Annotated in this window: 27 protein-coding genes; 12 read left to right on the top strand and 15 right to left on the bottom strand. The window is 59.0% G+C overall.

All coding sequences use genetic code 11. The features are described from left to right. The first annotated feature begins 66 nt into the window (after positions 1 to 66). Together FIV03_RS00590 and FIV03_RS00585 are read left to right on the top strand one after the other, a co-directional pair. Positions 67 to 534, top strand: a complete 468-nt coding sequence (locus tag FIV03_RS00590) for a MarR family winged helix-turn-helix transcriptional regulator (RefSeq protein ID WP_152508322.1) — start codon at positions 67 to 69, stop codon at positions 532 to 534. Positions 535 to 556: 22 nt separating this feature from the next. Then, positions 557 to 1,201 (top strand): cysteine hydrolase, encoded by a 645-nt coding sequence (locus FIV03_RS00585; RefSeq protein ID WP_152508321.1) that lies wholly within the window; start codon positions 557 to 559, stop codon positions 1,199 to 1,201. A 42-nt stretch (positions 1,202 to 1,243) separates the two neighbouring features. Here the strand turns inward: FIV03_RS00585 and FIV03_RS00580 are convergent, their stop codons facing one another. Continuing rightward, a complete protein-coding gene (locus FIV03_RS00580; protein ID WP_152508320.1) occupies positions 1,244 to 1,948 on the bottom strand; it encodes a glutathione S-transferase family protein in 705 nt (234 codons plus the stop codon). Between the two features lie 95 nt (positions 1,949 to 2,043). Between FIV03_RS00580 and FIV03_RS00575 the strand changes: the two genes are divergently transcribed. From FIV03_RS00575 to tyrS, 3 genes are all read left to right on the top strand, one after another. After that, positions 2,044 to 2,487 carry a MarR family winged helix-turn-helix transcriptional regulator gene (locus FIV03_RS00575; protein WP_152508319.1) on the top strand — a complete coding sequence of 148 codons (444 nt, stop codon included), beginning with the start codon at positions 2,044 to 2,046 and terminating at the stop codon, positions 2,485 to 2,487. A gap of 97 nt (positions 2,488 to 2,584) precedes the next feature. Then, complete coding sequence (locus FIV03_RS00570) at positions 2,585 to 3,169, top strand: hemerythrin domain-containing protein (protein ID WP_075282278.1); 585 nt, start codon at positions 2,585 to 2,587, stop codon at positions 3,167 to 3,169. A 329-nt stretch (positions 3,170 to 3,498) separates the two neighbouring features. Then, a complete protein-coding gene (tyrS, locus tag FIV03_RS00565; protein WP_023001993.1) occupies positions 3,499 to 4,776 on the top strand; it encodes a tyrosine--tRNA ligase in 1,278 nt (425 codons plus the stop codon). A gap of 6 nt (positions 4,777 to 4,782) precedes the next feature. Here tyrS and FIV03_RS00560 read toward each other — a convergent pair whose 3' ends face one another. From FIV03_RS00560 to FIV03_RS00545, 4 genes are all read right to left on the bottom strand, one after another. Further along, positions 4,783 to 5,343: a DUF4166 domain-containing protein gene (locus FIV03_RS00560; protein ID WP_152508318.1), complete on the bottom strand. Its 561-nt coding sequence runs from the start codon at positions 5,341 to 5,343 to the stop codon at positions 4,783 to 4,785. Between the two features lie 383 nt (positions 5,344 to 5,726). Beyond that, the gene (locus FIV03_RS00555) at positions 5,727 to 5,942 is read right to left on the bottom strand and encodes a 4-oxalocrotonate tautomerase family protein (RefSeq protein WP_152508317.1); all 216 of its coding nucleotides are present in this window, start codon (positions 5,940 to 5,942) and stop codon (positions 5,727 to 5,729) included. Position 5,943: 1 nt separating this feature from the next. Then, on the bottom strand, positions 5,944 to 6,330 hold the full coding sequence (locus FIV03_RS00550) for a nuclear transport factor 2 family protein (protein WP_152508316.1): 387 nt from the start codon (positions 6,328 to 6,330) through the stop codon (positions 5,944 to 5,946). Beyond that, positions 6,327 to 6,941: a glutathione binding-like protein gene (locus FIV03_RS00545; protein ID WP_152508315.1), complete on the bottom strand. Its 615-nt coding sequence runs from the start codon at positions 6,939 to 6,941 to the stop codon at positions 6,327 to 6,329. Before FIV03_RS00545 ends, FIV03_RS00550 begins: the two co-directional genes overlap by 4 nt. Positions 6,942 to 7,097: 156 nt before the next feature. Here FIV03_RS00545 and FIV03_RS00540 point away from each other — a divergent pair, with 156 nt between their 5' ends. Next, positions 7,098 to 7,472 (top strand): helix-turn-helix domain-containing protein, encoded by a 375-nt coding sequence (locus FIV03_RS00540; RefSeq protein WP_031269722.1) that lies wholly within the window; start codon positions 7,098 to 7,100, stop codon positions 7,470 to 7,472. Positions 7,473 to 7,494: 22 nt separating this feature from the next. Then, the gene (locus FIV03_RS00535) at positions 7,495 to 8,217 is read left to right on the top strand and encodes an alpha/beta fold hydrolase (RefSeq protein ID WP_152508314.1); all 723 of its coding nucleotides are present in this window, start codon (positions 7,495 to 7,497) and stop codon (positions 8,215 to 8,217) included. A gap of 108 nt (positions 8,218 to 8,325) precedes the next feature. Here FIV03_RS00535 and adh read toward each other — a convergent pair whose 3' ends face one another. Next, a complete protein-coding gene (gene adh, locus FIV03_RS00530) occupies positions 8,326 to 9,846 on the bottom strand; it encodes an aldehyde dehydrogenase (protein WP_152508313.1) in 1,521 nt (506 codons plus the stop codon). Between the two features lie 176 nt (positions 9,847 to 10,022). Continuing rightward, the gene (locus FIV03_RS00525) at positions 10,023 to 10,967 is read right to left on the bottom strand and encodes a helix-turn-helix domain-containing protein (protein WP_209009817.1); all 945 of its coding nucleotides are present in this window, start codon (positions 10,965 to 10,967) and stop codon (positions 10,023 to 10,025) included. Between the two features lie 424 nt (positions 10,968 to 11,391). On the opposite strand from FIV03_RS00525, the gene FIV03_RS00520 reads away from it, so the two are divergent. Both FIV03_RS00520 and FIV03_RS00515 read left to right on the top strand, forming a co-directional pair. Continuing rightward, positions 11,392 to 11,976 carry a heme NO-binding domain-containing protein gene (locus FIV03_RS00520; RefSeq protein WP_062490227.1) on the top strand — a complete coding sequence of 195 codons (585 nt, stop codon included), beginning with the start codon at positions 11,392 to 11,394 and terminating at the stop codon, positions 11,974 to 11,976. Next, complete coding sequence (locus tag FIV03_RS00515; protein ID WP_152508312.1) at positions 11,973 to 13,778, top strand: EAL domain-containing protein; 1,806 nt, start codon at positions 11,973 to 11,975, stop codon at positions 13,776 to 13,778. Before FIV03_RS00520 ends, FIV03_RS00515 begins: the two co-directional genes overlap by 4 nt. Before the next feature lie 108 nt (positions 13,779 to 13,886). On the opposite strand, the gene FIV03_RS00510 is transcribed toward FIV03_RS00515, so the two are convergent. The 4 genes from FIV03_RS00510 to FIV03_RS00495 form a co-directional block, all read right to left on the bottom strand. Further along, positions 13,887 to 15,026 (bottom strand): site-specific DNA-methyltransferase, encoded by a 1,140-nt coding sequence (locus FIV03_RS00510; protein WP_209009816.1) that lies wholly within the window; start codon positions 15,024 to 15,026, stop codon positions 13,887 to 13,889. A gap of 131 nt (positions 15,027 to 15,157) precedes the next feature. Next, positions 15,158 to 15,844 carry a DNA-3-methyladenine glycosylase I gene (locus FIV03_RS00505; protein WP_152508311.1) on the bottom strand — a complete coding sequence of 229 codons (687 nt, stop codon included), beginning with the start codon at positions 15,842 to 15,844 and terminating at the stop codon, positions 15,158 to 15,160. 180 nt (positions 15,845 to 16,024) lie between these two features. Then, the gene (locus tag FIV03_RS00500) at positions 16,025 to 16,831 is read right to left on the bottom strand and encodes an amino acid ABC transporter permease (RefSeq protein WP_152508310.1); all 807 of its coding nucleotides are present in this window, start codon (positions 16,829 to 16,831) and stop codon (positions 16,025 to 16,027) included. A gap of 124 nt (positions 16,832 to 16,955) precedes the next feature. Next, the gene (locus tag FIV03_RS00495) at positions 16,956 to 17,756 is read right to left on the bottom strand and encodes a transporter substrate-binding domain-containing protein (protein WP_173013735.1); all 801 of its coding nucleotides are present in this window, start codon (positions 17,754 to 17,756) and stop codon (positions 16,956 to 16,958) included. A gap of 198 nt (positions 17,757 to 17,954) precedes the next feature. On the opposite strand from FIV03_RS00495, the gene FIV03_RS00490 reads away from it, so the two are divergent. Beyond that, positions 17,955 to 19,463, top strand: a complete 1,509-nt coding sequence (locus FIV03_RS00490) for an AMP nucleosidase (protein ID WP_152508309.1) — start codon at positions 17,955 to 17,957, stop codon at positions 19,461 to 19,463. Between the two features lie 225 nt (positions 19,464 to 19,688). Here the strand turns inward: FIV03_RS00490 and FIV03_RS00485 are convergent, their stop codons facing one another. The 4 genes from FIV03_RS00485 to mutY all read right to left on the bottom strand — a co-directional run bounded on the left by FIV03_RS00485 (position 19,689) and on the right by mutY (position 23,285). After that, the gene (locus FIV03_RS00485) at positions 19,689 to 20,795 is read right to left on the bottom strand and encodes a Gfo/Idh/MocA family oxidoreductase (protein WP_152508308.1); all 1,107 of its coding nucleotides are present in this window, start codon (positions 20,793 to 20,795) and stop codon (positions 19,689 to 19,691) included. An 83-nt stretch (positions 20,796 to 20,878) separates the two neighbouring features. Beyond that, the gene (gene bfr / locus FIV03_RS00480) at positions 20,879 to 21,364 is read right to left on the bottom strand and encodes a bacterioferritin (RefSeq protein ID WP_023001976.1); all 486 of its coding nucleotides are present in this window, start codon (positions 21,362 to 21,364) and stop codon (positions 20,879 to 20,881) included. A 209-nt stretch (positions 21,365 to 21,573) separates the two neighbouring features. Further along, a complete protein-coding gene (locus FIV03_RS00475; RefSeq protein ID WP_152508307.1) occupies positions 21,574 to 22,122 on the bottom strand; it encodes a 2OG-Fe(II) oxygenase in 549 nt (182 codons plus the stop codon). An 83-nt stretch (positions 22,123 to 22,205) separates the two neighbouring features. Next, positions 22,206 to 23,285, bottom strand: a complete 1,080-nt coding sequence (mutY, locus tag FIV03_RS00470) for an A/G-specific adenine glycosylase (RefSeq protein WP_152508306.1) — start codon at positions 23,283 to 23,285, stop codon at positions 22,206 to 22,208. Between the two features lie 224 nt (positions 23,286 to 23,509). Here mutY and FIV03_RS00465 point away from each other — a divergent pair, with 224 nt between their 5' ends. Together FIV03_RS00465 and FIV03_RS00460 are read left to right on the top strand one after the other, a co-directional pair. Next, positions 23,510 to 24,019 (top strand): DciA family protein, encoded by a 510-nt coding sequence (locus tag FIV03_RS00465; protein WP_152508305.1) that lies wholly within the window; start codon positions 23,510 to 23,512, stop codon positions 24,017 to 24,019. Positions 24,020 to 24,383: 364 nt separating this feature from the next. Then, positions 24,384 to 25,019 carry a thioredoxin domain-containing protein gene (locus tag FIV03_RS00460; RefSeq protein WP_023001972.1) on the top strand — a complete coding sequence of 212 codons (636 nt, stop codon included), beginning with the start codon at positions 24,384 to 24,386 and terminating at the stop codon, positions 25,017 to 25,019. Positions 25,020 to 25,036 lie beyond the last annotated feature (17 nt).

The following is a 25,036-nucleotide window of genomic DNA, read 5'->3' as shown; positions in this document are numbered from 1 at the left end:
GGGCCACAAAATCTTATTGACAATATAAATGTCAAAATGACATATAAATTGTCAAATGAGGTGCCCATGAAGAAGTCCGTCGAGCTTTACGAAATCATCCGCCTGATACGCCCCGTGCACCGCCGGCTTGCGCGGGCGGTGGAGGCCAAGCTGGAGGGAACCGGCGTGACCGTCGGTATGCGAGCGGTCATGGAAGTGCTGGAGGAGGCCGGGCCGATGGCGGTACCCGAGATCGGCCGGGCACTGTTTCTTGCCCGCCAGCAGATTCAGCTCCTGATGAACGCTCTGGAAGAGCAGGGACTGGTCGAGCGACGGGCGAATCCGGCGCACAAGCGATCACCGCTGTTTGCCTTGAACGAAGCGGGGCACGACCGGTTCGGTGAAATCCGGGCACGGGAGACTGACGAAATCGAGACAGTCTGCGAGCTCTTCTCGGACGACGACCTGCGTTCCACGCAGCGGGTGCTCTGCACCATGCTTGATCACTTTGCCGCGTTCGAGGACGACCCGGACCGGCCCAAGGCACTGGAATAATTTCACGAACAGGAGAGGTCACATGACCGGTATCTGGATTGCGGCCGGGCTCTGTGCCGCAAGCGTTGTCGCCTATATCGTTTATTGCCTGCGGCGGCTGGGAACGCCGACAAAGGGCGTGAGCATCGACAGGTCAATGCGGCCGGGCACGGCTCTGGTGGTCATCGACGTGCAGGAGGACTTCACCAGAAACACAGGCAAACACGCTTTTGACCCGGGCCAGAGAGACGCCGTGCTTGCCGAAATAGGGCGCCAGGTGGAAGCGCACCGGATGGCAGGCCACCAGGTCGCTTTCGTCAAGAATGTCTTCCGCGACTGGCCGGTGATCGCGGCCATGAAGATGTCGGCGGGCGGTATCGGCACACCGGGGCGGGTCGGTCTGAAGCTCGACCGAACACTTGCTGTCGGCAATGCTCCGGTCTTTGAGAAATCGATCGGTGACAGTTTCTCCAGTCCGCAATTTGAAGCCTGGCTTGAGGAAAAGCGGATCGGGCGGCTGGTACTGGTTGGTCTTGATGCCTGTCACTGCGTTCAGCTGACCGCAAAGGGGGCGTTGAACAGGGGATATGACGTCGAAATCAGGGATCCTGCGACACTAACCACGACGCCGGACAGATGGACGGACCTCAAAGGCGAGTTGGGCAAACTCGGGGCAGCCTTCGCCTGAAGCGGGCGCAGTCGGCGCCATGTCCGGCTGCGCTGCAAGGCCTTATTGTGCGGCCAGGAGTGACCGCTCCCGGCTGCGCAAGTCGAGAAGTTGGGAGATCCAGCTGTTTCGGTTTTGCAGAAAGGTGGTCAAAAGAGCTGGATAGTCCGCAGTGACTGCTTCTTGAACCGATGTGCGGGCCGCAAGCTTGCTACGCCAGGCAAGAACCCGGCCGAGGTCGTCAAACATTTCAAGCGTCAAGAACGTCTCAAAGACATCGAAATAGCGGAACACCGGGGCGAAAGCCGCGTCGACGAGTGAAAAGGCTCTACCGGCGAAGAAGGGACCGTCCGGATCAAGTTCGCCTTCCAGATGACGGAACTTTGCACGAAGTGCTTCACTTGCAGCATAAAACCCGGTGTCGTCCCTGGCATTGTAGAGCGCGCCGATGCCGTTCAGGATCTGCGAGGCGAATTCGATATAGGCCCGGTGCCGCGCGCGTTCGGAAGGGTCCTCCGGGTGCAGCCGGCTCCCTTCTGTCTCGTCCAGGAATTCGACGATCGGGGCGGATTCGAAGAGATAGCGATCGCCGCCCAGTTTCAGCAACGGCACCTTGCCGAGTGGTGAGGCCGCCCGGAACCAGTCCGGTTTGTCGGCAAGGTCGATGGTAACCCGGTCAAACGGGACATTCTTTTCATGAAGGACGATCGCCGCGCGCTGCACGTAAGGGCAAAGCGCATGGCTGATCAGGGTGAGTGTGTCGGGCATCCGGAAACTCCTTTTCATGCATCTGCATTAAGATGAATGCATATGCATCAAAAATCAAGATTGATGCAATTGCATAAATCTCCTATCTCTTGGCCATGAGCAATTCCGCCGAAACCTTCCCCCAGGCAATCGACGCCTGGGCCCGTCTGCAGCGTGCAAGCGGCAACGTGCTGGCACGGGTCGAGGCGCGCCTGAAGGCGGCCGGATTCCCACCTCTCGGCTGGTACGATGTGCTGCTGGAATTAAGCCGGGCAGAGGACAAAACTCTGCGACCGGTCGAAATCGAAAAGCGGATGCTGCTGGCCCAGTACAATGTTTCGCGCCTGCTCGACCGGCTGGCGGCTGCTGGCTACATCGAAAAGCTGAAGAGCCTGGAAGACGGCAGAGGTGTCTCGGTGCGTCTGACCCAGGACGGGGAGATGCTCTTGAAGGCCATGTGGCCGTGTTACCGCGCAGCGGTGGAAACCGAATTCACAAGGCATCTGGAGCCGGGGGACACCGAAGCGCTCTGGAAGGTGCTGGGCAAACTGGTGCAGTGACGTCTGTTCCCGGGGAGTGAACACACTGTTTCCGCATGACAGGCCAAAACATGCGTATAAGGTCGGCAAATCTTCTCTCTGACCGGACCTGAAACCCATGACCAACACCACCAATCTGGATGAACGGACCGGACTTCCGCAGGAGTGGCTGTTCCTTCTGAAAGAACATCCGCGCGAAGACTGGCCCGGTCACAGGAACCTCGGCCCACTGACCGAATTCTGGCTCGCACGGCATAACGGCTTCCGTCAGCTCGGTGCTGACCTGGATACGATCCTGACCGACTTTCGCGAGCAACGGCTCCCGGTAAACCGTTTCGGCAACCTCTTTGCCCCGCGTCTGCAACAGTTTCTCAGTGAGCTGCATCACCACCACATGATCGAGGATGAGCACTATTTCCCTGTGTTCATGGAAGCCGAAAAGCGCCTGGTGGATGGCTTCGAGCTGCTGGAGGGCGACCACGAACTGATCCACCACCGCATTGAGGCGGTGATCAAGAGCGCCAACAAGCTGTTCGGGCAATTGCAGACGAAAGACCGCGATGCCATCCGCCGCGCGGCCGACAGTTTCGCCGGTGTCAGCGACACCCTGATCTCCGGCCTGATGCGTCATCTGGATGACGAGGAAGACCTGATCGTTCCGGTTATCCTGGATCGAGGCGAACGGAAACTCGGGTTGTCGTAACGCAGCCTTGCGTGCGGGGTCGCACGCCAATCGCCCAGGGTCAGGTGGGATTTGCTGACTGCGGCGCTGCCTTGAGGCATTCCGGTTACACTAGCCGGGGTCTGGAACGTCACGAACACAACAGGCTTGACTCTTTTCCCGCCCTAACGCATTTAAGCTGGCATGACCAAGATGAGCGCATCCTTCGTGTATTTTTATTACGTCACCGACATACCGGCGGCTGCGTAGGATCTTGTTCACCCCATAGACACCTCAAAAGCCGCCGCGTCAGGCGGCTTTTTGGTTTCTAGAGACCCGAGCTTCCTGGCGGGGGAACCAGGAAGCGAAAAATGACCAGACATATGATCGAAGCCGGCAAACCGGCGACAAAACTCAAATCGGAAGCACTTGCCGTGCTTCTGGAGCGTGGTCTTGTGCACCAATGCACGGATATCGAGGCGCTCGACCAGACGCTGTCACAAGGGCCGATCACCGCATACGCCGGGTTCGATGCCACGGCGGCAAGTCTTCATGTCGGCCATCTGATGCCGTTGATGACCATGCGTTGGCTGCAGAAGCTCGGCCATCGTCCCATCGTCGTGCTTGGCGGTGGTACCAGTCAGATCGGCGATCCGAGTTTCCGCAAGGATGCCCGGCCGATGCTGGAAGAACGTCAGATCGCAGCCAACATCGCAAGCATACGACGATCCGTTGAGCGTCTCGTGGATATGAACGGCGAAGATGGGGCTTTGCTGGTCGACAATGCGGAATGGCTCAATGAATTCCGCTTCCTGGAATTCCTCCGCGACTATGGCTCCCAGTTCACAGTCAACCGCATGATGACCTTCGACAGCGTCAAGTCGCGCCTCGATGCTCAGATGCCGCTGACGGTTCTGGAGTTCTGCTACATGATGCTGCAGGCCGTTGATTTTCTGGAGTTGGCAAAGCGTCATGACTGTGCGCTTCAGGTCGGTGGATCCGATCAATGGGGCAACATCGTCAATGGTGTCGAGCTTGGCCGCCGTGATGGCCGCAAGCTGCACGGCCTGACAGTGCCTCTGCTGACCACCGCCAGTGGTGCGAAGATGGGCAAGACGGCTGCAGGTGCCGTGTGGCTGCATCCCGAACACCTGTCGCCCTTCGGCTTCTGGCAGTTCTGGCGCAACACCGCCGATGCCGATGTCGCCAAGTGCCTGCGCCTTTTTACCGAGCTGCCGATGAGCGAAATCGAACGATTGGCGGCGCTGGAAGGGGCGGAGCTGAACGAAGCCAAGAAGATCCTGGCAACCCAGGTGACGGCAATCGTTCATGGGCCGGAAGAAGCGCGCGGCGCCTTGCAGCAAGGCGATGCCCTGTTTTCGGGCGAAGGCGAGATCCTGGAACCGACCCATAGTCTGCCGCTGAAAATTCTGGCAGACGGTCTCGGTCTTCTGGAGCTTGTGGTCGCCGTTGGCTTCGCGGCATCCAACGGCGAAGCACGGCGTCTGGTGGAAGGTGGAGGCGTTCGCCTCAACAACCAGATCGTTGACGACGCACGCCGCCGCATTGCCACCGGCGATCTTCAGGCCAACGACCGTTTGTCGATTTCTGTCGGCAAACGCCGCAAGGCTCTGGTCGGCTTCGAGTAAGGCCGGTCAGACGGCTTTTGCATCAGCTGTCAGAACAGCCGGCTCCAGCCGGCCGTTGTAACCGAAGACCTTCCCGATCAGCGGGAAGGTCACCTCTACGGTGAAACTGTACTTTCCATCGACAACACGCTCGCGCCCGACCGCTCTCGGAGCAAGCGGCAGCGGCAGCGGAAGCGGTCCAAGCGAAACTTCTGCCGGGGTGATGTCGATGCCCTTGTCACTTGCCGTTACCCGCATCTTGAACAGGAACGGTCCAAGGCGCTCGAGCATGCAGGGATACGCTTCGCCTTTACCGGCCATCATGTCGGTCTGGAACGGCTGCCCGTCAAACCGCCGGGTCCAGCGCTCTCCACCCACGATAGGTTCAAAGCTGGTCTCGACCGGAACACCCATCTGTGCTTCCGGCAACTTCGCCAGCCGGCAGACCAGTCTTGCGCCCCACGAGCTTCCCCGGGTGACATCCGCGGTGCCCCGCGCCACCCGCGCGAAGCTGTGCATCCGCCGGATTTCTGCCGGAACCTTGTCGAACTCGGGGCCGAGGATGGTTTGATAAAGCGTGCGGGGCATATGAGAACTGCTTTGATGTCGATGTGTCTTCTCAGACAGACCATTCTCGCGTCGATTGGACAACAGCAAATCTCTTTGCACTTGTTGGTGACGTCCAGGTGAGCACCATTCAGCCCTCAGCCCTCAGCCTCCCCATCATCCCTCTCCACTTCCTCCGTCATGCCATGGCCCGACCATGGCATCCATTCCGTTCCCCATCCGCCAATCGAGGCGTCTGGCTGAGGCACGGTCATAGCATGGATTTGCAGGGTCGAGCCCTGCAATGACGAATGTTTGGGACGAACGAATCCAGGGCTTCCGGATTGTGGAGAGGACCTGAAAGAGGGAAGCGCAACGCGGCACGAAGAAAGAAGCCGGGATTGCCCCGGCTTCCATTTGACCGTTCAGCCCTGTTTTTCCAGCTGCCTTGCCCGGTATTCTTCCACCGGCAGGCCGCCGACGCCCCAGTTCTCAAGGTCCACTTCCTCGATCACCACGAAGGTAGTTGCCGGGTTCTTGTCGAGAACGTCAACCAGTAGGTCTGTCGCGCCTTTGATAAGCCTGGCTTTCTGCTCCGCCGTCACCCCTTCACGGGTCACCTGGATATTCACGTAAGGCATGTCAGGCCACTCCTTCGTTGCGTGGTCGAATTTCGAAGATCTTCGCCATGATTTGCCAGCGGCCTTCGTCAAGCACGAAGGTCAGGAAATCGGTGAAGTCGTTGTTGCCGATCGAACAGCGAACTCTGGCAAAGGCCGTGTTCTCACCGGCGAACTGGATCTCGTCGATGACATCGCGGCGCTCCTCGCCCCGGGATGCCGGTGACTGACGGGCGGCGACGACCGGTACATATTCGGCCATCGTGCGATAGAGCAGGGGTGTCTCGTCCGCCGTGGCGTAGATTGCCTTCTCGTGAAACACCTGCTGCAGCAGGTCGGTATCGCAGTGATAAAGCGCGTCGAAATAGTCGGATATGACCTTTTCCAGCGCAGCCAAGGCACTGCTCATGCCGCCAGGCCTTCTTCCTGAATGGTCTTCAGGGTGGCCGGGCGAGTGCGAATGCGCTCGACGTAGGCTGCCGTCTTCGGCCAGTCGCCAAGAGACACGCCGATGAAGTTTGTCCAGTTCAAGATGACAAAGGCATAGGCGTCGGCAACGGAGAAGGTATCTCCCAAAAGATAGTCGCCGCCCTTGGCCAGCAAGGCATCGAACTGGCCGAGCTTGGTATTCAGCTTTGCCTGGTTTTCAGCTGCTTCTGCTTCAGAAAATTCCTTGCCGGAAAAGTACGGGCTGAACCCCTTGTGCAGCTCTGAGGACAGGAAGCTGAGCAATTCCAGCACGCGGAACCGGTCGAGCGGCTTGCCTGCTGTATCGGTCGCAAAGTCCGGGTACTGCTCGCCAAGCCAATGCAGGATTGCAACGTTTTCCGTCAGAACGTCACCGTTCTCAAACCGAAGTGCCGGCACGTAGCCGCGCGGATTGGTCTGCGCGTACGCTGCACCGGTCTCCGTCAGACCCGCGGTCGTATCGACTTTTTCGAGACTGTAGCTGGCTCCGGCTTCGTTGAGCAGGAGATGAGCAGCCATGGAACAGGCACCGGGTTTGTAGAACAGTTTCATCGATTGGCTCCTTGGTTCGTATCGCTGCCCGGAAGGTGTCTTTTGAAGTCACCATTGACAAGTAGGTTTCTATTGGTAACTTGCATTATCGAGTTACCGGGCAGAAACCTGATGGTTCCCGCGTGACCTTGGACCCTTGAAGATCGTGTGGTGCCCATGGCCCTGAAAATGCGCAAGAACCTGAGCCCGAAACCGCCGACCCCTTGCAGCCTGACCCAGTGCATGCAGGTGATATCCGGAGCCTGGGCACCCAACGTCATCTGGAGCCTGCGGGCAGGTCCCCGCCGCTTCAACGAGCTGAAGGCGGATATTCCCCCTGTGTCCGGCAAGGTGCTGTCACAGCGCCTTTCTGAGTTGGAGGGGCGCGGCGTGTTGTTGCGCCATGTCCGCCCGACATCGCCACCTTCCGTTGAATATGAGCTGACGGATCTGGGCCAGGACCTGATTCCGGCACTGGAAGCCATTGTCGAAGTCGGGCACAAACTGAAGGTACGGCGCGATTTTCAGATGGCGGCCGAAGCCGCCGAATAGGCGCTGAAGCGGGGAGGGGCTCTTGATACAGCAGACTTTCGTTTGCGTCCATGGCGTCTGGCATGGCGGCTGGTGCTGGTCGCGTCTGGCAAACATCCTGCGGGCACGTGGGCATCGCGTGACCACACCAACGCAGACGGGCCTCGGCGAGCGCTCGCATCTGCTCTCGCCGGACATCACGATCCGGACGTTCGTGGAAGATATCGTCCGGCATTTGCAGTTCGAGGATCTGAGCGGGGTCACTCTTGTCGGTCACAGCTTTGGCGGCATTCCGATCACCGGGGTTGCAGACCACGTGCCGGAGAGGATTGCCGGTCTGATCTATCTCGACGCGATCATGCTGGAAAGCGGAGAGACCTGGTTCGATCTTTTGCCGCAAGATCTTGCCGAAGACCGCAGGAAGCTGGCGGAAACCAGCAGCGGTGGCCTGTCTCTGCCACCAGCCCCGCCTGAAAGTTTTGGCATAACGAAGCCGGACGACGTTGCCTTTTTGAAGCCGCGTCTGACACCGCACCCGTTCCGGACCTTCACCACGGCACTGGACCTGAAGCACCCGGTCGGAAACGGTCTTCCGGCCCATTACATCGAATGCACTGACCCGCCGTATCCACCGGCAAAAGTCGCACTGGCCCGGGCACAGGCCAAGGGCTGGCCGGTCTCTCGGATCGCGACAGGCCACGATGCCATGGTGAGCGAGCCTGAGGCGCTTGCGGATCTGCTGGAAGAGATTGCAGAAGAACTTTGATGATGAACAGGCTGCCGTTCCCGGACCTTCAACGGAAAACGGGGCAGCCTTCTTTCGAAGACTGCCCCGCATCACTGCCAGGACAAGATCGGGTAACGCCGGCAGTCTTTAGAAGAACCCGAGTTTGTTCGGGTTGTAGCTGACCAGCATGTTCTTGGTCTGCTGATAGTGATCCAGCATCATCTTGTGGGTCTCTCGGCCGATGCCGGACTGCTTGTAGCCACCAAAGGCCGCATGGGCCGGGTAGGCGTGATAGTTGTTCACCCACACGCGGCCTGCCTCGATGGCGCGGCCGAACCGGTAGCAGCGGTTGGCATCACGCGACCACACGCCGGCGCCGAGGCCGTACATGGTGTCGTTTGCAATCGCCAGGGCTTCTTCTTCGGTCTTGAACGTGGTGACGGACACCACCGGGCCGAAGATTTCCTCCTGGAAGACCCGCATCTTGTTGTGGCCTTTCAGGATGGTCGGCTGAACGTAGAAGCCGCCGGAAAGGTCGCCGTCGAACTTCGCTTCCGCGCCGCCGCACAGCACTTGTGCACCTTCCTCGACCCCGATGGTCAGATAGGACAGGATCTTGTCCTGCTGCTCGCGGCTGGCCTGGGCACCGACCATGGTCTCAATGGCGCGCGGGTCACCCTGCTTGATGGCTTTCACACGGGCGATCGCCCGTTCGATGAAGGCTTCGTAGATGTCTTCCTGGATCAGGGCCCGGCTCGGACAGGTGCAGACTTCACCCTGGTTGAAGGCGAACAGAACAAAGCCCTCGATGGCCTTGTCGAGGAACGCATCGTCTTCGCTCATGACGTCGGAAAAGAAGATGTTCGGCGACTTGCCGCCCAGTTCCAGCGTTACCGGAATGAGGTTCTCGGTTGCGTACTGCATGATCATCCGGCCGGTTTCGGTCGACCCGGTAAAGGCGATCTTGGCGATGCGGTTTGACTTGGCGAGCGGGGCGCCAACCTCTGCACCAAAGCCGTTGACGATGTTGAGAACGCCATCCGGCAACAGGCCGCCGATGAGCTCCGCCAGCACCATGATTGCCGCCGGGGTCTGCTCGGCCGGTTTCAGGACGACGCAGTTGCCGGCGGCGAGCGCCGGAGCCAGTTTCCAGGCAGCCATCAGGATGGAGAAGTTCCAGGGAATGATCTGCCCGACAACGCCGAGCGGCTCATGGAAGTGGTAAGCAATCGTGTCGGCATCGATCTCCGACATGGAGCCTTCCTGGCCGCGCAGAACGCCTGCGAAATAGCGGAAGTGGTCGACGGAAAGCGGAATATCGGCTGCCGTGGTTTCGCGGATCGGCTTGCCGTTGTCCCAGGTTTCGGCCTTGGCCAGAATGTCGAGATTCTGCTCCATCACATCGGCGATTTTCAGCAGAATATTGGCCCGTTCTGCTGCCGGGGTCCGGCCCCAGGCGTCCTTGGCCGCATGGGCCGCATCAAGCGCCAGGTCAACGTCCGCGGCATCGGAACGGGCGACTTCGCAAACGGTGGCGCCGGAAATCGGCGTGATGTTGTTGAAATACCGTCCGTTCACAGGCGCAACGAATTTGCCGCCGATATAGTTGTCATAGCGGGACTTGAACGGAGACGTCGTGTCGACGGAAAAACTGGGCATCTGATTCATCTGGGTTCCTCCAAAAGACCGGCGGTCTGGCAACCGAAGAAGCTGCGACGGGCCGAAGGTCCCGGTCCTCCACCGGGAATGGGCGGACTGTGCCGGAGGAGCTTGCGCAGTGGTAGGAGGGGGCAGATGCCTGTGTCCGGCATGTGTCTCAGTTCTGAGACAGGTCAGCCGGGATATCAGTCTATGTTCAGCCGTTTCATTCGCCGGTAAAGGGTTGCACGGCCGATGCCGAGCGCGCGCGCGGCTTCGGAAACGTTGCCGCCGGCCCGCGCCAGTGCACGAATGACGGCAGCCCTTTCGGCCTTCTCAAAGCCGCTCGGACCATCCTCGCGGCCAAGCAGGTCAGACGCGGGCAGGGGCTTCAGAGGGCCGCTTGCTCCGAGCCCGAAGGCCTTTCTGGCGGCACGTGTTGCCCCGAGAACGATGTCATCGGCGTCGACGGCAAGCAGCATTGCGGTATCCGTGGTTTCCCCGTCGGCGACGATGATACGGGCGGCAGGAAAAGCGGCGCGGAAGGTTTCGATCTCGATCTGTCTTGCAGTCTGCGAGACCATCGCTGCGATCAGCCGGTTGAAGGTTTCCGTCTGGTCGGAACGGGCAGAAGACACATCGAGTGCACCGGCCAGCCTGCCGTCCGGACCGTAGATCGGCGCGTCCATGCAGCTCATGCCGACATTGCGAGCCAGGAAATGTTCTTGCCGGTGGACGATCAGATTGCGTTCCTCGGCAAGGCAGGTGCCGATGCCGTTTGTTCCGACGGCGGCTTCGCTCCAGTCGGTGCCCTGGCTGAGACCCCAGTCCTGAAAGATGTCCGCATCGGCGCTCGTGCAACGCTGGTCGAGCACAACCCCCTCCGCGTCGGTCAGGAGAACCGTGCAGCCGGACTGACCGACCAGACCGAATAACTGGTCCAGTTTCGGCGTGGCGATTTTCAGGAAGGCACCTGTCTCTTCCCGCCGCCGGTAAAGCTGGTCGTCCCCCATGCGCTGGGGCGCCTTGTGGGCGGCAGGGTCTAGGCCGTGCTTGTCGATCGATCTGCGCCACGAGGCTGCAATCCGGGACAGCGCAGGCGCCGATCCCGATTGCACGGTTCGCAGAACTGTCTCGACATGGTCCTTCATAAATGCGACCGCCGGCCTCGGGTCTTCCGGCAGTCTGCGCCGGATTCAAACCGTCGGATCGTTCCTCCCATGAACGCTCGATTGATCGCGGAGGATGGAGGGATTGCATGGCGATTGCAAGTCGTCTGTCCGGCAAGGGGCCGAACCGAAGACGCCGGCGGGCTGGGCACGAAGGTAGGCGTTGCCTTTCCGGTACCTCAAACGATGCGCGTTCTTCCGGCAAGAGTTTCAGGTATTCATTGTTGTTTTTCTCAATGGGTTATTTGGAGAAATAGAAACGTTGGGTAATTAATTTGAAAACTTCGCGCGGAGGTAGTGGTTGTTTGCCAGTAATGGCAGTTAAAAACAGACATATGTCTGGAACTGATTAATGCTGACGTAAGCAAATTCGTATACTCACAATGCTAACTCTGGAGGAGTCTGCATGTATGGAATGGTGAACGAAGGCATTCGCACCTTCATTCTGGACAATCACGGACCCGAGGCCTGGCAAAGCATTTGCGAAACCGCGGGCCTGGAGGAACTCGAATTTGAAAGAATGTCGAGTTATGACGATGCCATCACCTACAAGCTTGTCGGTGCTATCTGCAGCTTTACCGGCCTGCCTGCATCAGACGTCCTGAGCATCTTCGGAAAATACTGGGTCGAATACGCAGGCGCCTCGCATTTCGGCAATCTGATGCGCCTTGCCGGCAATTCCTTCATCGAGCAGTTGAAGGGGCTCGATGACATGCACGACCGGATCCTGCTGTCGATGCCACATCTGAAGCCGCCGTCCTTCGAGGTCGACCAGAAGGAAGATGGATCCTGCATTCTGCACTACTATTCCGATCGTGACGGACTGGCGCCGATGGTCATCGGACTTCTGCATGGTCTCGCCAAGGAGACCGGTGAGAGCATCGAGGTCAACCAGGTCGCGGTGAAATCGGAACAGGCGGATCACGACATCTTTGAAATCCGGATCCTCGACACCGCACTCAAGCCCATGAGAACCGAGGCCGGAATTTGACAGCATCCAAACTCGATCTGACCTGCAAGGCCATCGACATGCTATTTCCAATGCATGTTGTCCTGGACAATCGCGGCCGGATCAGTGGACTGGGCCCGACCCTTGAACGGATCCTCGGTCCGGAAGCGTCGGGAGCGAATTTGTTCGACGTCTTCACGGTTGAGAGGCCGCGTAGCGTCAGATCCATGGCCTGTATTCGTGAAAGGCTCGGCACGAAACTGGTCCTTTCCGCATGTCCGCAGGATGGCGAGCCTATACAGTTTCGCGGTTTCGCCCTTGCTGCTGCGGACGAGGACACGGTGTTTCTGGACCTGTCCTTCGGTCTTCACCTGTCGCAGGTCGTCGAGCGTTTCGGGTTGACAGAAACCGACTTCAAACCGAACGACTTTTCCATCGATCTCTTCTACTCCTTCGAAGCGCAACGCACGCTTCTGGAGGACAGCCAGAAGATGGCAACCGCATTGAAGGCGGCGAAGATCGAAGCGGAAAAAAAGGCTTCGCAGGATCCGCTGACGGAGATTGCCAACAGGGGCGCGTTGCACCGGCGTCTGGAAGAGGCGTTGCAGCTGCCCGACACCGGGCACGTGTTTGCGCTCCTTCACATCGACCTCGACGAATTCAAGTCGATAAACGACAACTTCGGTCATACCGCGGGCGACATGATCCTGATGCAGACGGCCGAGGCGTTGTCGGCGATATGCGGTCCGAACGATCTTCCTGCGCGGCTTGGCGGTGATGAGTTTGCCCTGTTTCTGGCTGAGCCTCCGGACAAGGAAAGCCTTTATGCCATGGCGCTGCGCCTCTTGAATGCGATCGCCATGCCGATCCGCTACAACGGACACAGCTGCCAGGTCAGCGCGAGTATAGGCATGGTTCTGTTTCATCCCGGCGAAGTGCAGAACGCCGACAGGCTGATCGCCAATTCCGATATCGCGCTTTACGATGCCAAGGTCACCCGGTCGTCCGTCAAATTGCTGTCAAAGGAGATGATCCGGCGGCACGAGGAGACGAGCAGGTTGGTCTCGCAGATCGAAGAAGGTCTGAAACGCAGCCAATTCGTTCCCTATTTTCAGCCGCAGATCGATATCGTCACTGGCCGGGTGTGCGGCCTGGAGGTGGTCGCGCGCTGGGACACGGCAGAACAAGGGGTGTTGCCACCGGCCCGTTTCCTGGAAACGGCGACCAGGGCAAACATCATGTCCGAAATCGACCGGCAAGTGCGTTGCAAGGCCTTCACCCATTTTGCTGCCTGGAAATCCGCCGGCAGGGACATAGGCAAGCTCTCGTTGAACGTGACTGCATCGAACCTCAGGTCGGTGGAGTTTGTCGCGATCTTGCATGCCGAACTTGCCGCGGCCGGTCTGAAGCCCGGGGACATTCAGCTGGAACTGCTGGAATCGATCCTCTTCGACCAGTCGGATCAGGAGCTGATTGCCCAGTGTCGGAACCTGGAACAGGCAGGTTTCGCCCTGGCACTTGATGACTTCGGCACCGGACATTCCTCCATCGCAACCTTGATCGAAACACCGGTCGCGACGCTGAAGATCGACCGCTCGTTCGTTTCCGGGCTCGACAGAAACCCGAAGATGCAGAGAATTGCCGGCGCCATGCTGGCAATGGCCAAGAACATGGGGCTGGACGTTCTGGCGGAAGGCGTTGAAACCCGCGAGGAGCTGGAGTTCCTGCAAAACTGTGGCTGCCGTCTATTTCAGGGTTTCTATTTTTCGCCGCCCATCGGTGCCGACGAGATCCTGCTATGGCTGGATGTCTGGGCGCCGGACGTGAAATACAAGAGCGCCTGATCGAGACACCGTTCCCGTATTCCATAAAGAAAACCCCGTCTCCTTTTCTGGGAAACGGGGCTAAGTCGATCTCGCGGGGAACGCGAAGTCTCTCTTTGGAGTGCCTGCTTATGCCTGCAGGCGGGATCTGATTTCCTTGCGGAGATCGTCGATGGGCGACGTCTTGCCGCCCTCGTTGATGTGCCAGAAGGTCCAGCCGTTGCAGGCTTCCTGACCCTGTACCAGTGCACCGACCTTGTGGATCGAGCCGGTATGATCGCCGGACTTGAGCGAGCCGTCGGCGCGCACGATGGCAAGATGCTTGCCTTTCGGGCAGCTGAGTTCCGTCCCCGGCTGCAGCAGACCGCTTTCCAGAAGCGTGCCGAACGGGATGCGCTTCAGAGCCCGCTTGCCCTGCTGCATTTCCAGCGATGCGGCATCGCCTGGCTCGATGGCCTCGATACGAGCCGTGGCCGCGTCGATATAGTCCTGCTCACGCTCCACGCCGACATAGTGGCGGCCAAGCTTCTTGGCGACAGCCCCGGTGGTGCCGGTCCCGAAGAACGGGTCGAGCACGACATCGCCCGGCTTGGAGGACGCGGTCAGAACGCGGTAGAGCAGGGCCTCCGGTTTCTGGGTCGGATGCACCTTCTGCCCGTCCTTGCCCTTCAGCCGCTCGGCGCCGGTGCACAGCGGCAGGTGCCAGTCGGAGCGCATCTGAAGGTCCTCGTTGAAGGTCTTCAGCGCATCGTAGTTGAAGGTCGGCTTCGCATCTTTCGACTTGACCGCCCAGATCATGGTCTCGTGGGCATTGGTGAACCGTTTGCCGCGGAAGTTCGGCATCGGGTTGGACTTCAGCCAGACGATGTCATTCATGATCCAGAAGCCGAGATCCTGCAGGATCGCGCCAACGCGGAAGATGTTGTGATAGGAGCCGATCACATACAGCGACCCGTCCGCCTTCATCACCCGGCGGACGGCCAGCAGCCAGGCGCGGGTGAAAGCATCATAGGCCTGGAAGCTCTCGAACTGGTCCCAGTGATCGTCACAGGCATCCACCTTGGACTGATCCGGCCTGTGCAGGTCGCCACCCAACTGAAGGTTGTAGGGCGGATCCGCAAAGACCAGGTCAACAGACCGGGACGGCAGTTTCTCAAGGGCGGCAACGCAGTCGCCCTTCAGGATCGTGTTCAGCCAGGAAGCACCAGCTTCCGGTTCATTTGATAGGCGGGGTGCCGCGAAGGACACCCCGGTACGCAGTACACTCATTGCGACGCAATACCTCACGCAATTTCGAGTGTCATGGTTACCGGGTTTGGTAAATCAGCGGTTAAGCTGACGGAACAAAAATTCCCTTTGAATCAAGGCTTTGTTTACAATCGTAAAAGCTGAATGAGAAGTTAATGACTTGTCCCGACCGAAAAGGCCAGAATTCTGCTGATTTCGTTCAGGGGACGACCGGAAGTTGCTTTCCATTCGTTAAAGGCGGCTTGAATCGCGGTAAGATTTTTTTTCGACATCGTGTCCTTCTCGATGACATTTTCGCGGATCAGGGCGTTAACCACATCGCCGGAGAGGACGAAACTTTCCTTACCCATGAAGCGCAAGGCGATTTGCCCTGTGTTGCCACCAAGCCGGCTGCCGCGCTTCTTGAGCAGGTCCATCAGGCCGATCTGGTCGTTGACGGGATAATGCGCGAAAAAACCGGCTGCGCTGCCGTGTTCGGTCGCAAGGTCCTTTAGAAAAATCGCGTTTTCCTGCACAGATCGGATCTTGGCGCCGTTGCGGACGATGCGTTTGTCGCCGAGCAGAGCTTCAAAGGCCTCGTCAGGGAGAAAGGCGAGGCGGGGAACGTCGAACCCCTCGAAAGCTTCCTCGAAACCCGGCCACTTCTGGTCGATCACCTTCCAGCTGAAACCGGCCTGGAACACGCACTTGGTGAACATGGCCAACCAGCGATCGTCACCGACCTTCTCCAGTTCTTCCGCAGTCCTGGGCGCATTATGCTCTGCCAAAAGAGCATCGAGTGCTTCTGGTCCGCCTTTCTTCTCCGCGGCCAGTGCTTCTATTTCTTCAAAGGAACGCATGCGGGTCTCCGTCTCGCTGCATAAAGCCCTTCCCCCAGCACCCGCTCATCCTGAGGGGGGCCGCAAGGCCCGTCTCGAAGGATGGGCTACATACTCGGGAACAAGCAGTCCATCCTTCGAGACGGCGCGTCGCGCCTCCTCGGGATGAGGGAGGAGGAAAGGCGGGGTCAGGCGAAAACCTTAGCGCTCCTGGATCTGCTTTGTCCGTTCAAATTTGCGCAGGGCCAGGGAAAGCGTGATTGTCATCATCAGGTAGATCAGCGCGACGACATTGTAGGTCTCGAAGTACCGGAAGGAGCCGGCAGCGTAGACCTTGCCCAGCTGGGTGATATCCGCGACGCCCAGAACCGAGACCAGCGAGCTGTCCTTGATCAGGGCGACGAAATCATTGCCGAGGGGCGGCAGGATGGTCTTCAGGGCCTGCGGGAAGATGATGAGGCGGAAGCGAAGCCAACCGTTCATGCCGAGTGCTTCGGCTGCCTCGATCTGCCCCTTGTCGACCGCCTGGATGCCTGCCCGAAAGACCTCGGCGATGAAGGCCGAATAGCCGATGGTCAGTGCGAGAACGGCGCGCCAGAGCAGCGGGAAATCCCGAGTGCGCAGCGGGTCCAGGCCCAGAGGTTCCAGAATGGCGTTGACCCCGGCAATGAACAGCGGCGTTGCGACGAAGGCGATATAGAGCAGAAGCACGATGATCGGCATGCCGCGCACGATCTCGACGTAGAACCGGGCTATCTGCCGCAAGACGATTGATCCGGACAGGGAGGCGAGCGCCAGCAGGAGCCCGATCAGGGACGCGCAGAAGAAGGCGACCAAGGTCACGAAGACCGTCAGTCCGATACCACGCGAGACCGTCGACATGACCTGCGAATAGATGTCGTCAGTGGCGATCTGGAACAACAGGAAAACCGCAATGCCGACGGCAGCAAGAAGCCAGTAGGGAAAGTCTTCCTTGGGGGCGCCGGACGGTGTCTTGTTGCGGAACATGGGTTGGTCTCGGCTCCAGCTTTATTAACGGCGGTTCAAACGAAAATGGCCGGCATCGGGGCCAAAAAGCCCGGATACCGGCCATGAGGTGGAAAGTCCAGCCGCGCAGGGGCGGAGGATGGCCTTACTGGGCGACTTTATAGTCGAAGAACCACTTTTTGTTCAGGGCATCCAGCGTGCCGTCTGTGCGCATGCTGGCGACAGCCGCGTTGATCGGTTCGATCAGGTCAGAGCCTTTCGGGAAAATGAAGCCGAAGTCTTCCGAGCCCATCGGATCGCCGATCAGCTTGAATGTGTCCGGATTGGTCGCGACATACCCCTGGCCGCCAGTGCTGTCTGTGAGGACCAGATCGACGTCGCCCGCCTTGAGCGCCTGGACAGCGGCACCAAAGGTTTCGAACAGCTTGATGCGCGGGTTGGCTTCATCGCCATCCAGCACCTCATAAACAGTGACGTAGAAGGGCGTGGTGCCCGGTTGAGCACCGGCCAGGAAGTCCGTGTTGGCGGCAAAGCCCTTTGCATCGGTAAACCGGTCTTCATCGGCGCGCACCAGCATGAACATTTCAGACCGCATGTAGGGCTCCGAAAAGTCGACCTGCTCGGCTCTGTCGGCGCGAATGGTGATGCCGTTCATCGCCATGTCGTATTCGCCAGCGGAGATGGCAGGGATCATCGCATCCCAGCTGGTGTTCTGAAAGGTGACGTTCAGGTTCAGCCGCTTGGCGATTTCTGCAACCGCGTCATACTCCCAGCCGATTGCCTCGCCTGACTTGGGGTCGACGAACTGCAGCGGCGGGTAGGTGTTTTCCGAAGCGATGACAATGTCCCGGCCGCCGAGATCCGGCAGATTGTCGGCAAGGGCGGAGACGCCTGCGCCAATCAGGGAGGATACGGCGACCGCGAGGGTCAGAACGGTTTTTTTCATGGGAAACTCCTGGTCAAAAGTTAGCCGGACTTTAGCCGCTTGCCACGGTTTGGGAAAGCCTGCTCAAATGCCTCGCTGAGGGGCTTGTGCAGAAATTTTCTCTCTGCGAAAAAAAATTCAAAATCCGATGCTAGATCTATTGACCAAGGCAAGCGTTAGCGGGACTGTGAGCCCATAACAACAATAAGGAGACGGTTTATGTCCAACTCAACCAAAAACGTTTTTCATCAAGCCGCCCGCAGGGTCCGGCATGCACCATCGCATCCGCTTGAGGTCTTTACCGACGCCAACAAGGCGGTCGACCGTTTGATCGAAATTTTTGAATCCAACACTGCCTTTCTGCGCCAGCATTTTCAGGACCTTCTGGATGGCAAGGAAATCGACGGCCGCGTGCGCGCGTTCTATCCGCAGGTCCGTATCGTGACCGACAGCCACGTCCGCCTCGACAGCCGCCTGTCTTATGGGTTCGTCTCCCGCCCTGGCACCCACGCCTCCACGATTACCCGCCCGGATCTGTTCCGCAACTATCTGGTGTCGCAACTTTCGCTGCTGATGAAGAACCACGACGTGCCGATCCAGGTCGGCGACAGCGACATGCCGATCCCGCTGCACTTCGCTTTCTATGACGGAACCCATGTGGAAGGCGGCGCTGCAGCAGCAAATCTCGACCGTCCCCTCGCTGACATGTTCGATCTTCCCGACCTGACGGTGATGGACGATTCCATCGCCAACGGCACCTACGATCCGGCCGACGGTGTGATGCCACTTGCATCCTTCACGGCGCCGCGCGTCGACTATTCCCTGCACCGTCTGCAGCATTACACCGCGACAAAGGCCGAGCATTTCCAGAACTACGTGCTTTTCACGAACTACCAGTTCTACATCGACGAGTTCTGCCGCATGTCCAAGGCGCTGCTGCTGCAGCCGGACAGTGGTTACGAGTCGTTTGTTTCCCCCGGCAACGTGGTGCTGGAGGCAGGACAGACACAGCCGGACGGCGAAGAACTGACAAAATTGCCTCAGATGCCAGCGTATCACCTGAAGCGGGCTGACGGCAGCGGCATCACCATGGTCAACATCGGTGTCGGGCCGTCCAACGCCAAAACCATCACGGATCATATCGCGGTGCTACGCCCGCATGTCTGGCTGATGCTCGGACACTGCGCCGGCCTCAGGAACAGCCAGACGCTTGGTGATTATGTGCTGGCCCATGGGTATGTGCGAGAGGACAATGTGCTCGACCAGGACCTGCCGATCTGGGTGCCGATCCCGCCGCTCGCCGAAGTGCAGGTGGCTCTGGAAGACGCGGTTGCAGAAATCACCGGTATCGATGGGTATGAACTGAAACGTGTCATGCGCACCGGAACCGTCGTATCGCTCGACAACCGAAACTGGGAACTCTGGGACCAGCCGGAACTGGTCAAGCGGTTCTCCCAGTCCCGTGCCATCGCGCTCGATATGGAATCGGCAACCATCGCGGCCAACGGCTTCCGCTTCCGGGTGCCTTACGGCACGCTGCTGTGCATTTCGGACAAGCCGCTCCACGGCGAATTGAAACTGCCGGGCATGGCGACCGACTTCTACAAGCGCCAGGTCGCCCAGCATCTCCAGATCGGCATCAGGGCAATGGAGAAGATGCGAGACATGACGGCAGAACGCCTGCATTCCCGCAAGCTCCGCAGCTTTGCCGAGACGGCGTTCCAGTAAAGTTTCCTGTGCGGGCAGGGAGTTTCCCGATTGATGAGTGTCACCCCGGGCGAGCAAAGCGAAACCCGGGGCCTACTCATTTCCAGAGAAATGACCTGGCGCGGCAAGGGGCAGGCAGAACGTCCTGCTTTGGCAAGCTGATTTGCCAATAGGCCCCGGATCTGCGCTGCGCTTGTCCTGGGGCACACCTTGGCGAACAACGCTCGCCCCCAGCCGTCCCGTCCGTCAAACCGTCGCCCAAGTACCGGTCTTCGACGACTTCCAGGCAGCTTCCGTTACCAGTTGCACCTCCAGCCCGTCCCGGAAGGTCGGCCAGACAGGTGCTCCGGTTTCGATGGCCTTCAGGAAGTCCCGCATCTCGATAATGATCTGGTCCTGATAACCGGTTCCGTGACCGGGGCCCTGACAGAAGGGCAGGTAATCGGGATGTGCCGGACCGGTCAGGATCTTGCGGAAGCCGCGTTCCGCCTCCGGCCCTTCTGCAAGGTAAAGCCAGAGCGCGTTCTGGTCTTCCTGGTCGAAGCGGATCGAACCTTTGTCACCGTATATCTCGTAGACGTAACCCATCTTCCGGCCGGTGGCGACACGGCTGATGAAGAGATGTCCCATCGCACCGTTTTGAAAGCGGCACATGAGATGGGCCTGATCGTCATTGGTGACCGCCTCCGGCCCGTTTGCGCCGGGGCGTTCGGAATGGACGGTCTGGATATCCGCACTAACGCTGGAGATCGGCCCTGCAAGGCGCAGGGCGGCGTTGATGATGTGAGGGGCGAGATCGCCCATGCAGCCGTTGCTTATGTCCTTGGTTCGCCAGTGCGACGGCGTTTGCGGATCTGACAGAAAATCCTCGGTGTGTTCAGCGCGAATATAGTGGATCTGACCAATCCGGCCTGACTGGACAAGGTCATGGGCAAATTGGCTTGCAGGGGTGCGAATGTAATTGAAGCCGGTCATGTTCGGCAGGCCGGAGGCTTCTGCCGCCGCCATCATCCTGCGGCAATCTTCGGCGTGGCTGGCAAGCGGCTTTTCGCAAAAGACAGCCTTGCCGTTTTCAAAGGCGGCAATGGCGATATCCATGTGGGTCGACTGGGGTGAGGCAATCACAACCGCATCGATCGCCGGATCGGCAACGACAGTGCGCCAGTCGTCCGTCGCCCGGTTGAACCCGAAAGCACGTGCCTTTTCCCGGGCGCCTTCCAGCGTCGTTGCACAGATCGTCTCGCAAATCGGGCGCAGGCCTGTGTCGAAAACCGACGCCACTGATTTCAGGGCAACCGCATGGGCCTTGCCCATATAGCCTGTTCCGATCAGCCCGATCCGGATTTCCCTCATGGTTTCGCACCTCCAATTGCAATGAAAAAGCCGGTGCAGACCTGCACCGGCTTCAACATAACCAATGATATGGCCGCTTGCGACTACTCGGCTTCGTCGGCTGGTGCGGCATTCAGCATGCCGTAGCGCTCGACGCCGATCTTCTCCAGAAGGTCGATCTGGGTTTCCAGGAAGTCGATATGGCCTTCCTCGTCGGACAGCAGCTCTTCGAAAAGCTGCATGGAAACATAGTCGCCTTCTTCGCGGCAGACATCGCGGGACTTGGCATAGGCCGTGCGGGCGTCATATTCGCCGGCAAGGTCTGATTCCAGCACTTCCTTGATGTTCTGGCCGATGCGCAGCGGTGCGACCTTCTGCATGTTCGGATGGCCTTCCAGGAAGATGATGCGGTCGACCAGCTTGTCGGCGTGCTGCATTTCCTCGATGGATTCTTCACGTTCCTTCTTGGCAAGGCGCGCAAAGCCCCAGTCGCTCAGGAGGCGGTAGTGAAGCCAGTACTGGTTGATGGCGCCGAGCTCCAGAAACAGAGCTTCGTTCAGGCACTCAATGACTTTTTCATTCCCTTTCACGGCAGAGCCTCCTTATTGCAAACCGATCTTTGTTTAGAATTATTCTAGAGTAATTCACGGCAGGCGCAAGGGTCCATTGTGCACAGAAGTGTAACTTCCACTGGTTACACCCCGAAACAGCGAATTGAAACCGATCACATGCGCTTTGACGTTTTTCCGGGAGCGGAGAGCAAGGTTCGGAGCCGTAGACACCTGGCCTCACTCAGACCTCACCGAAAGCGGGGGCCGTGGCTCCAGCAGGTCAGCGAGTAGCGAGTGCCCTTGGTCACGGGTACCACCCTGTGCAGCATGAAACTGGCAAACAGCGTTGCACAGCCCTGTTCACGCGATGCGGCCATCACCTTGTGTCCAAGGCTGATTTCCAGCGCGCCACCTTCATAGTCCTGTGAAGGGGAAAGCTGGGTGACGATGGTTGCCTTGCGGAATTGCGCGATCGGGCCTTCGCCGACATCGGAATGCCAGTCGTAATGGCCTTCTTCACTTTCGTCGTAGATGGCGACCTGCAGTTTCTCCCGAAACTCGGTGATGTCGAAATCGAAAGCCTCGCGGTTGGCCTTTGCAACGGCGGTCATCACGCGGTTCAAAACCCATCCCGCTTCGCCTTCGTCATCAAGCCAGCTGATTCTGGCCCGGCGGATGTCACCCTGCTGCTTGCCCCCGACGAGGCCGCCCGTATCCTGAGCTTCGGCCCGGCTCAGGCGGATGATTTCATCGCAGTCCTCTTGAGAGAAGAGTGCGTCATAGGAATAGGTGAACATCGAGGCTCAGATCCAAGGAATGGGTGCGCTGTTCAACATCCAAACCGGACAAACTGCAACTGTTTTCTTGAGCCGGGAAAGAACTATTTCCGGGGGCTTTCGAACGCAGCGGCAAGAGCCTTCTTCATAACCGTGGGAAGGGCTTCGGTTTCAATGACTTCCGGGGCCGACCACCAGGCACCGTCAAGCAGTGGAGTGGTGTCTGCCGTAAGGTCGGCGCGATAGACCGTGAGCCGCAAATGGAAATGGGTGAAGGTGTGTTTCACTTCCACCGGTCGCTGCTGCCAATCCGCGTGAAACGGTGCGAAGTCTGGAGCCGCTTCAGAGCAGAAATCCTCTGCCCATTCGGTCCCCGGCACTTCGCTCATCCCGCCAAGCAGGCCTCTTGGTGGGCGGCGGCGCAACAGCACGGCCCCCGTCGCCGCATCGACAGCCACGAAAGCAGCACCAAAACGGGTGGGTTTTTCCTTCTTGGGTGCTTTGCGCGGCAGTGTTTCGGCAAGGCTTGAGGATTGCACCTTGCAGATAGATCGCCACGGGCAGAGCGCGCAGGCCGGACGTCTGGGCGTACAGATGGTCGCGCCAAGGTCCATGACCGCCTGCGCGAAGTCACCGGGCCGTTGGTCCGGTGTCAGGCCAGCCATTTTCGCCTTTATTTCGGGTTTGGCGTCCGGAAGCGGTGTTTCGATCTGGAAAAGTCGTGTCAGCACCCGCTCCACGTTGCCGTCGACCACTGCCGCGTGCCGGTCAAACGCGATGGTTGCGATGGCGGCAGCTGTATAGGGGCCGATGCCCGGCAGCTTCAGCAATGCGTCTTCGTCTTCCGGAAAGCGGCCGTTGTGATCGCGGGCAACGGTTTCGGCACATTTTTTCAAATTGCGCGCCCGCGAGTAATAGCCAAGGCCCGCCCAGGCTTTCATGACGTCTTCTTCAGCCGCGGCGGCAAGATCGGTTACGGTTGGCCAGCTTCGCGTAAACTTCGCGAAATAGTCTTTGACGGCGGCAACGGTCGTTTGCTGAAGCATGACTTCGGACAGCCAGATCCGGTAGGGATCGGGGACTTCGCCCAGTAGGCGGTCTTCCGGGGAAACCCGCCAGGGCAAGCGCCGGGCATGACGGTCGTACCAGTCGAGAAGCAGTCGGGAAGGGGAAGCAGACGCCATGAGATCAGCAGAACAAGTGGTGTTGATATGAAGCAGCAAGCCTTGGATAGCCTGGGGACAACTTGGCTGATAAAGGCAGTGCGGTGAGGTTGGGGAAAGTATTCGTCGTCATTTTGTCGTATTCTATTGAGACACAACACCCCAATCCGGAAAATGGCCGGCAAATCGCCGCACCTTACATCTGGATGAGGAGGTAGGCTATTAGCGCTACAAAGGCAAATCCCGTGCACGCCTCGAAGGGGGTGAAATCGCTGGCCGATCTTGTCGGCAAGGCGATGACGCCTGTTTGCCGGAAGCGTGGATTTGCGTCCGTCGATATCATTGCCTCCTGGGCCGATATTGTCGGTGAGCGTTACGGCACGCGCGTGCAGCCGGACAGGCTGATCTGGCCGCGGCAGCCTGAACGCGGCGATCCGGAAAACCCGCCGGAACCGGCGACGCTGGTGGTGCACACCGACGGGGCGACAGCCTTGATGCTGTCTCATGACAGTGCCCAGGTGATCGAGCGTATCAATACCTTCTATGGCTGGCGGGCCATCGGTCGCATCAAGATCTTGCAGAAGCCGGTTCTGGTGAAGCAGCCCGTGCGCAAGAAGCCCTTGCGCGACTTGACGCAAACCGAGGAACAGCAGCTCGAAGCGCGGCTGGAGGGGGTGGAGAACGACCGCCTGCGGCAGGCGCTCAGGAAGCTTGGCGCCCAGGTTATTGCCCGCAGCGCAGAAGATGCGGCCTGACGGCCCACGTTACTTCTTCCAATAACAACTCTGTGAAACCGGCATTGGCAAACGTGCCGCCAACTTTGGCATGATATCGAAGAACTCAGGATTTCCCTTGTGTTGGTGTCGATGGGTCAAGGGTGGCTGCCAGTATTCGATAGCCTTTGACCGTCCTCGCTCCTGCCACATTTGATAAGCTTTGTTGACGCCGCCTGCCCGAGAGGGCACAGAAAGCGGCAAGCTGGTTCATCCTGCATTCAGCTGAACGCAAATAGGGTGGCCCGGTATCAATTAAACCGATCGGCCAGGATATCCGACAGGATGTGCTTCGATCCACGCACCGGCCGGTGCAGCGCTTGATTAATGTGACAGGACGATCTTCGTGACCCAGACCCGTAGACAGTTTCTCAAAACCACTGCCCTGGCGACGGCCGCATTCTGCCTTGCCGGTTCGAGCTTGGCTCTTGCGCAGGCAGTCGACCAGGACGAGCTGGTCAAACCCGGCCCGCTGGGCGACAAGATCCTTGGCGACGAAAACGCGCCGGTCACGATTGTGGAATACGCATCCATGACCTGCGGACATTGCGCCAATTTCCATGAGCGTACCTATCCGGCCCTGAAGGCCGACTACATTGATACCGGCAAGGTTCGCTTCATTTTCCGCGAGTTCCCGCTGGATCCGGTTGCGGCCGGCGCATTCATGCTCGCCCGCTGCGCTCCTGCGGACAAGTATTTCGAGATTGTGGACATCATGTTCGAACAACAGCGGACCTGGGCGTTTACCGACAATCCGTACCAATCCATGCTCGACTTTTCCAAGCAGATAGGTTTTACAAAAGAGTCCTTTGAGGAATGCTTGGGGAACCAGGGTCTGCTCGACGCCATCGATGCGGTGAAAAACCGCGGTGCAAACGAGTTTGGCGTGAACTCCACCCCGACGTTCTTCATCAATGGCGAAAAGCACTCGGGGGCGCTTTCGATTGAAGAGATGGGCAAACTTATTGACGCAAACCTCTAGACTGGCGGTCTGTCCGC

This window comes from Labrenzia sp. THAF187b (assembly GCF_009363375.1).
Lineage (GTDB): Bacteria > Pseudomonadota > Alphaproteobacteria > Rhizobiales > Stappiaceae > Roseibium > Roseibium algicola.
Note: the sequence above shows the minus strand (reverse complement) of the source record. Positions and strands in the feature narration are given on the sequence as shown.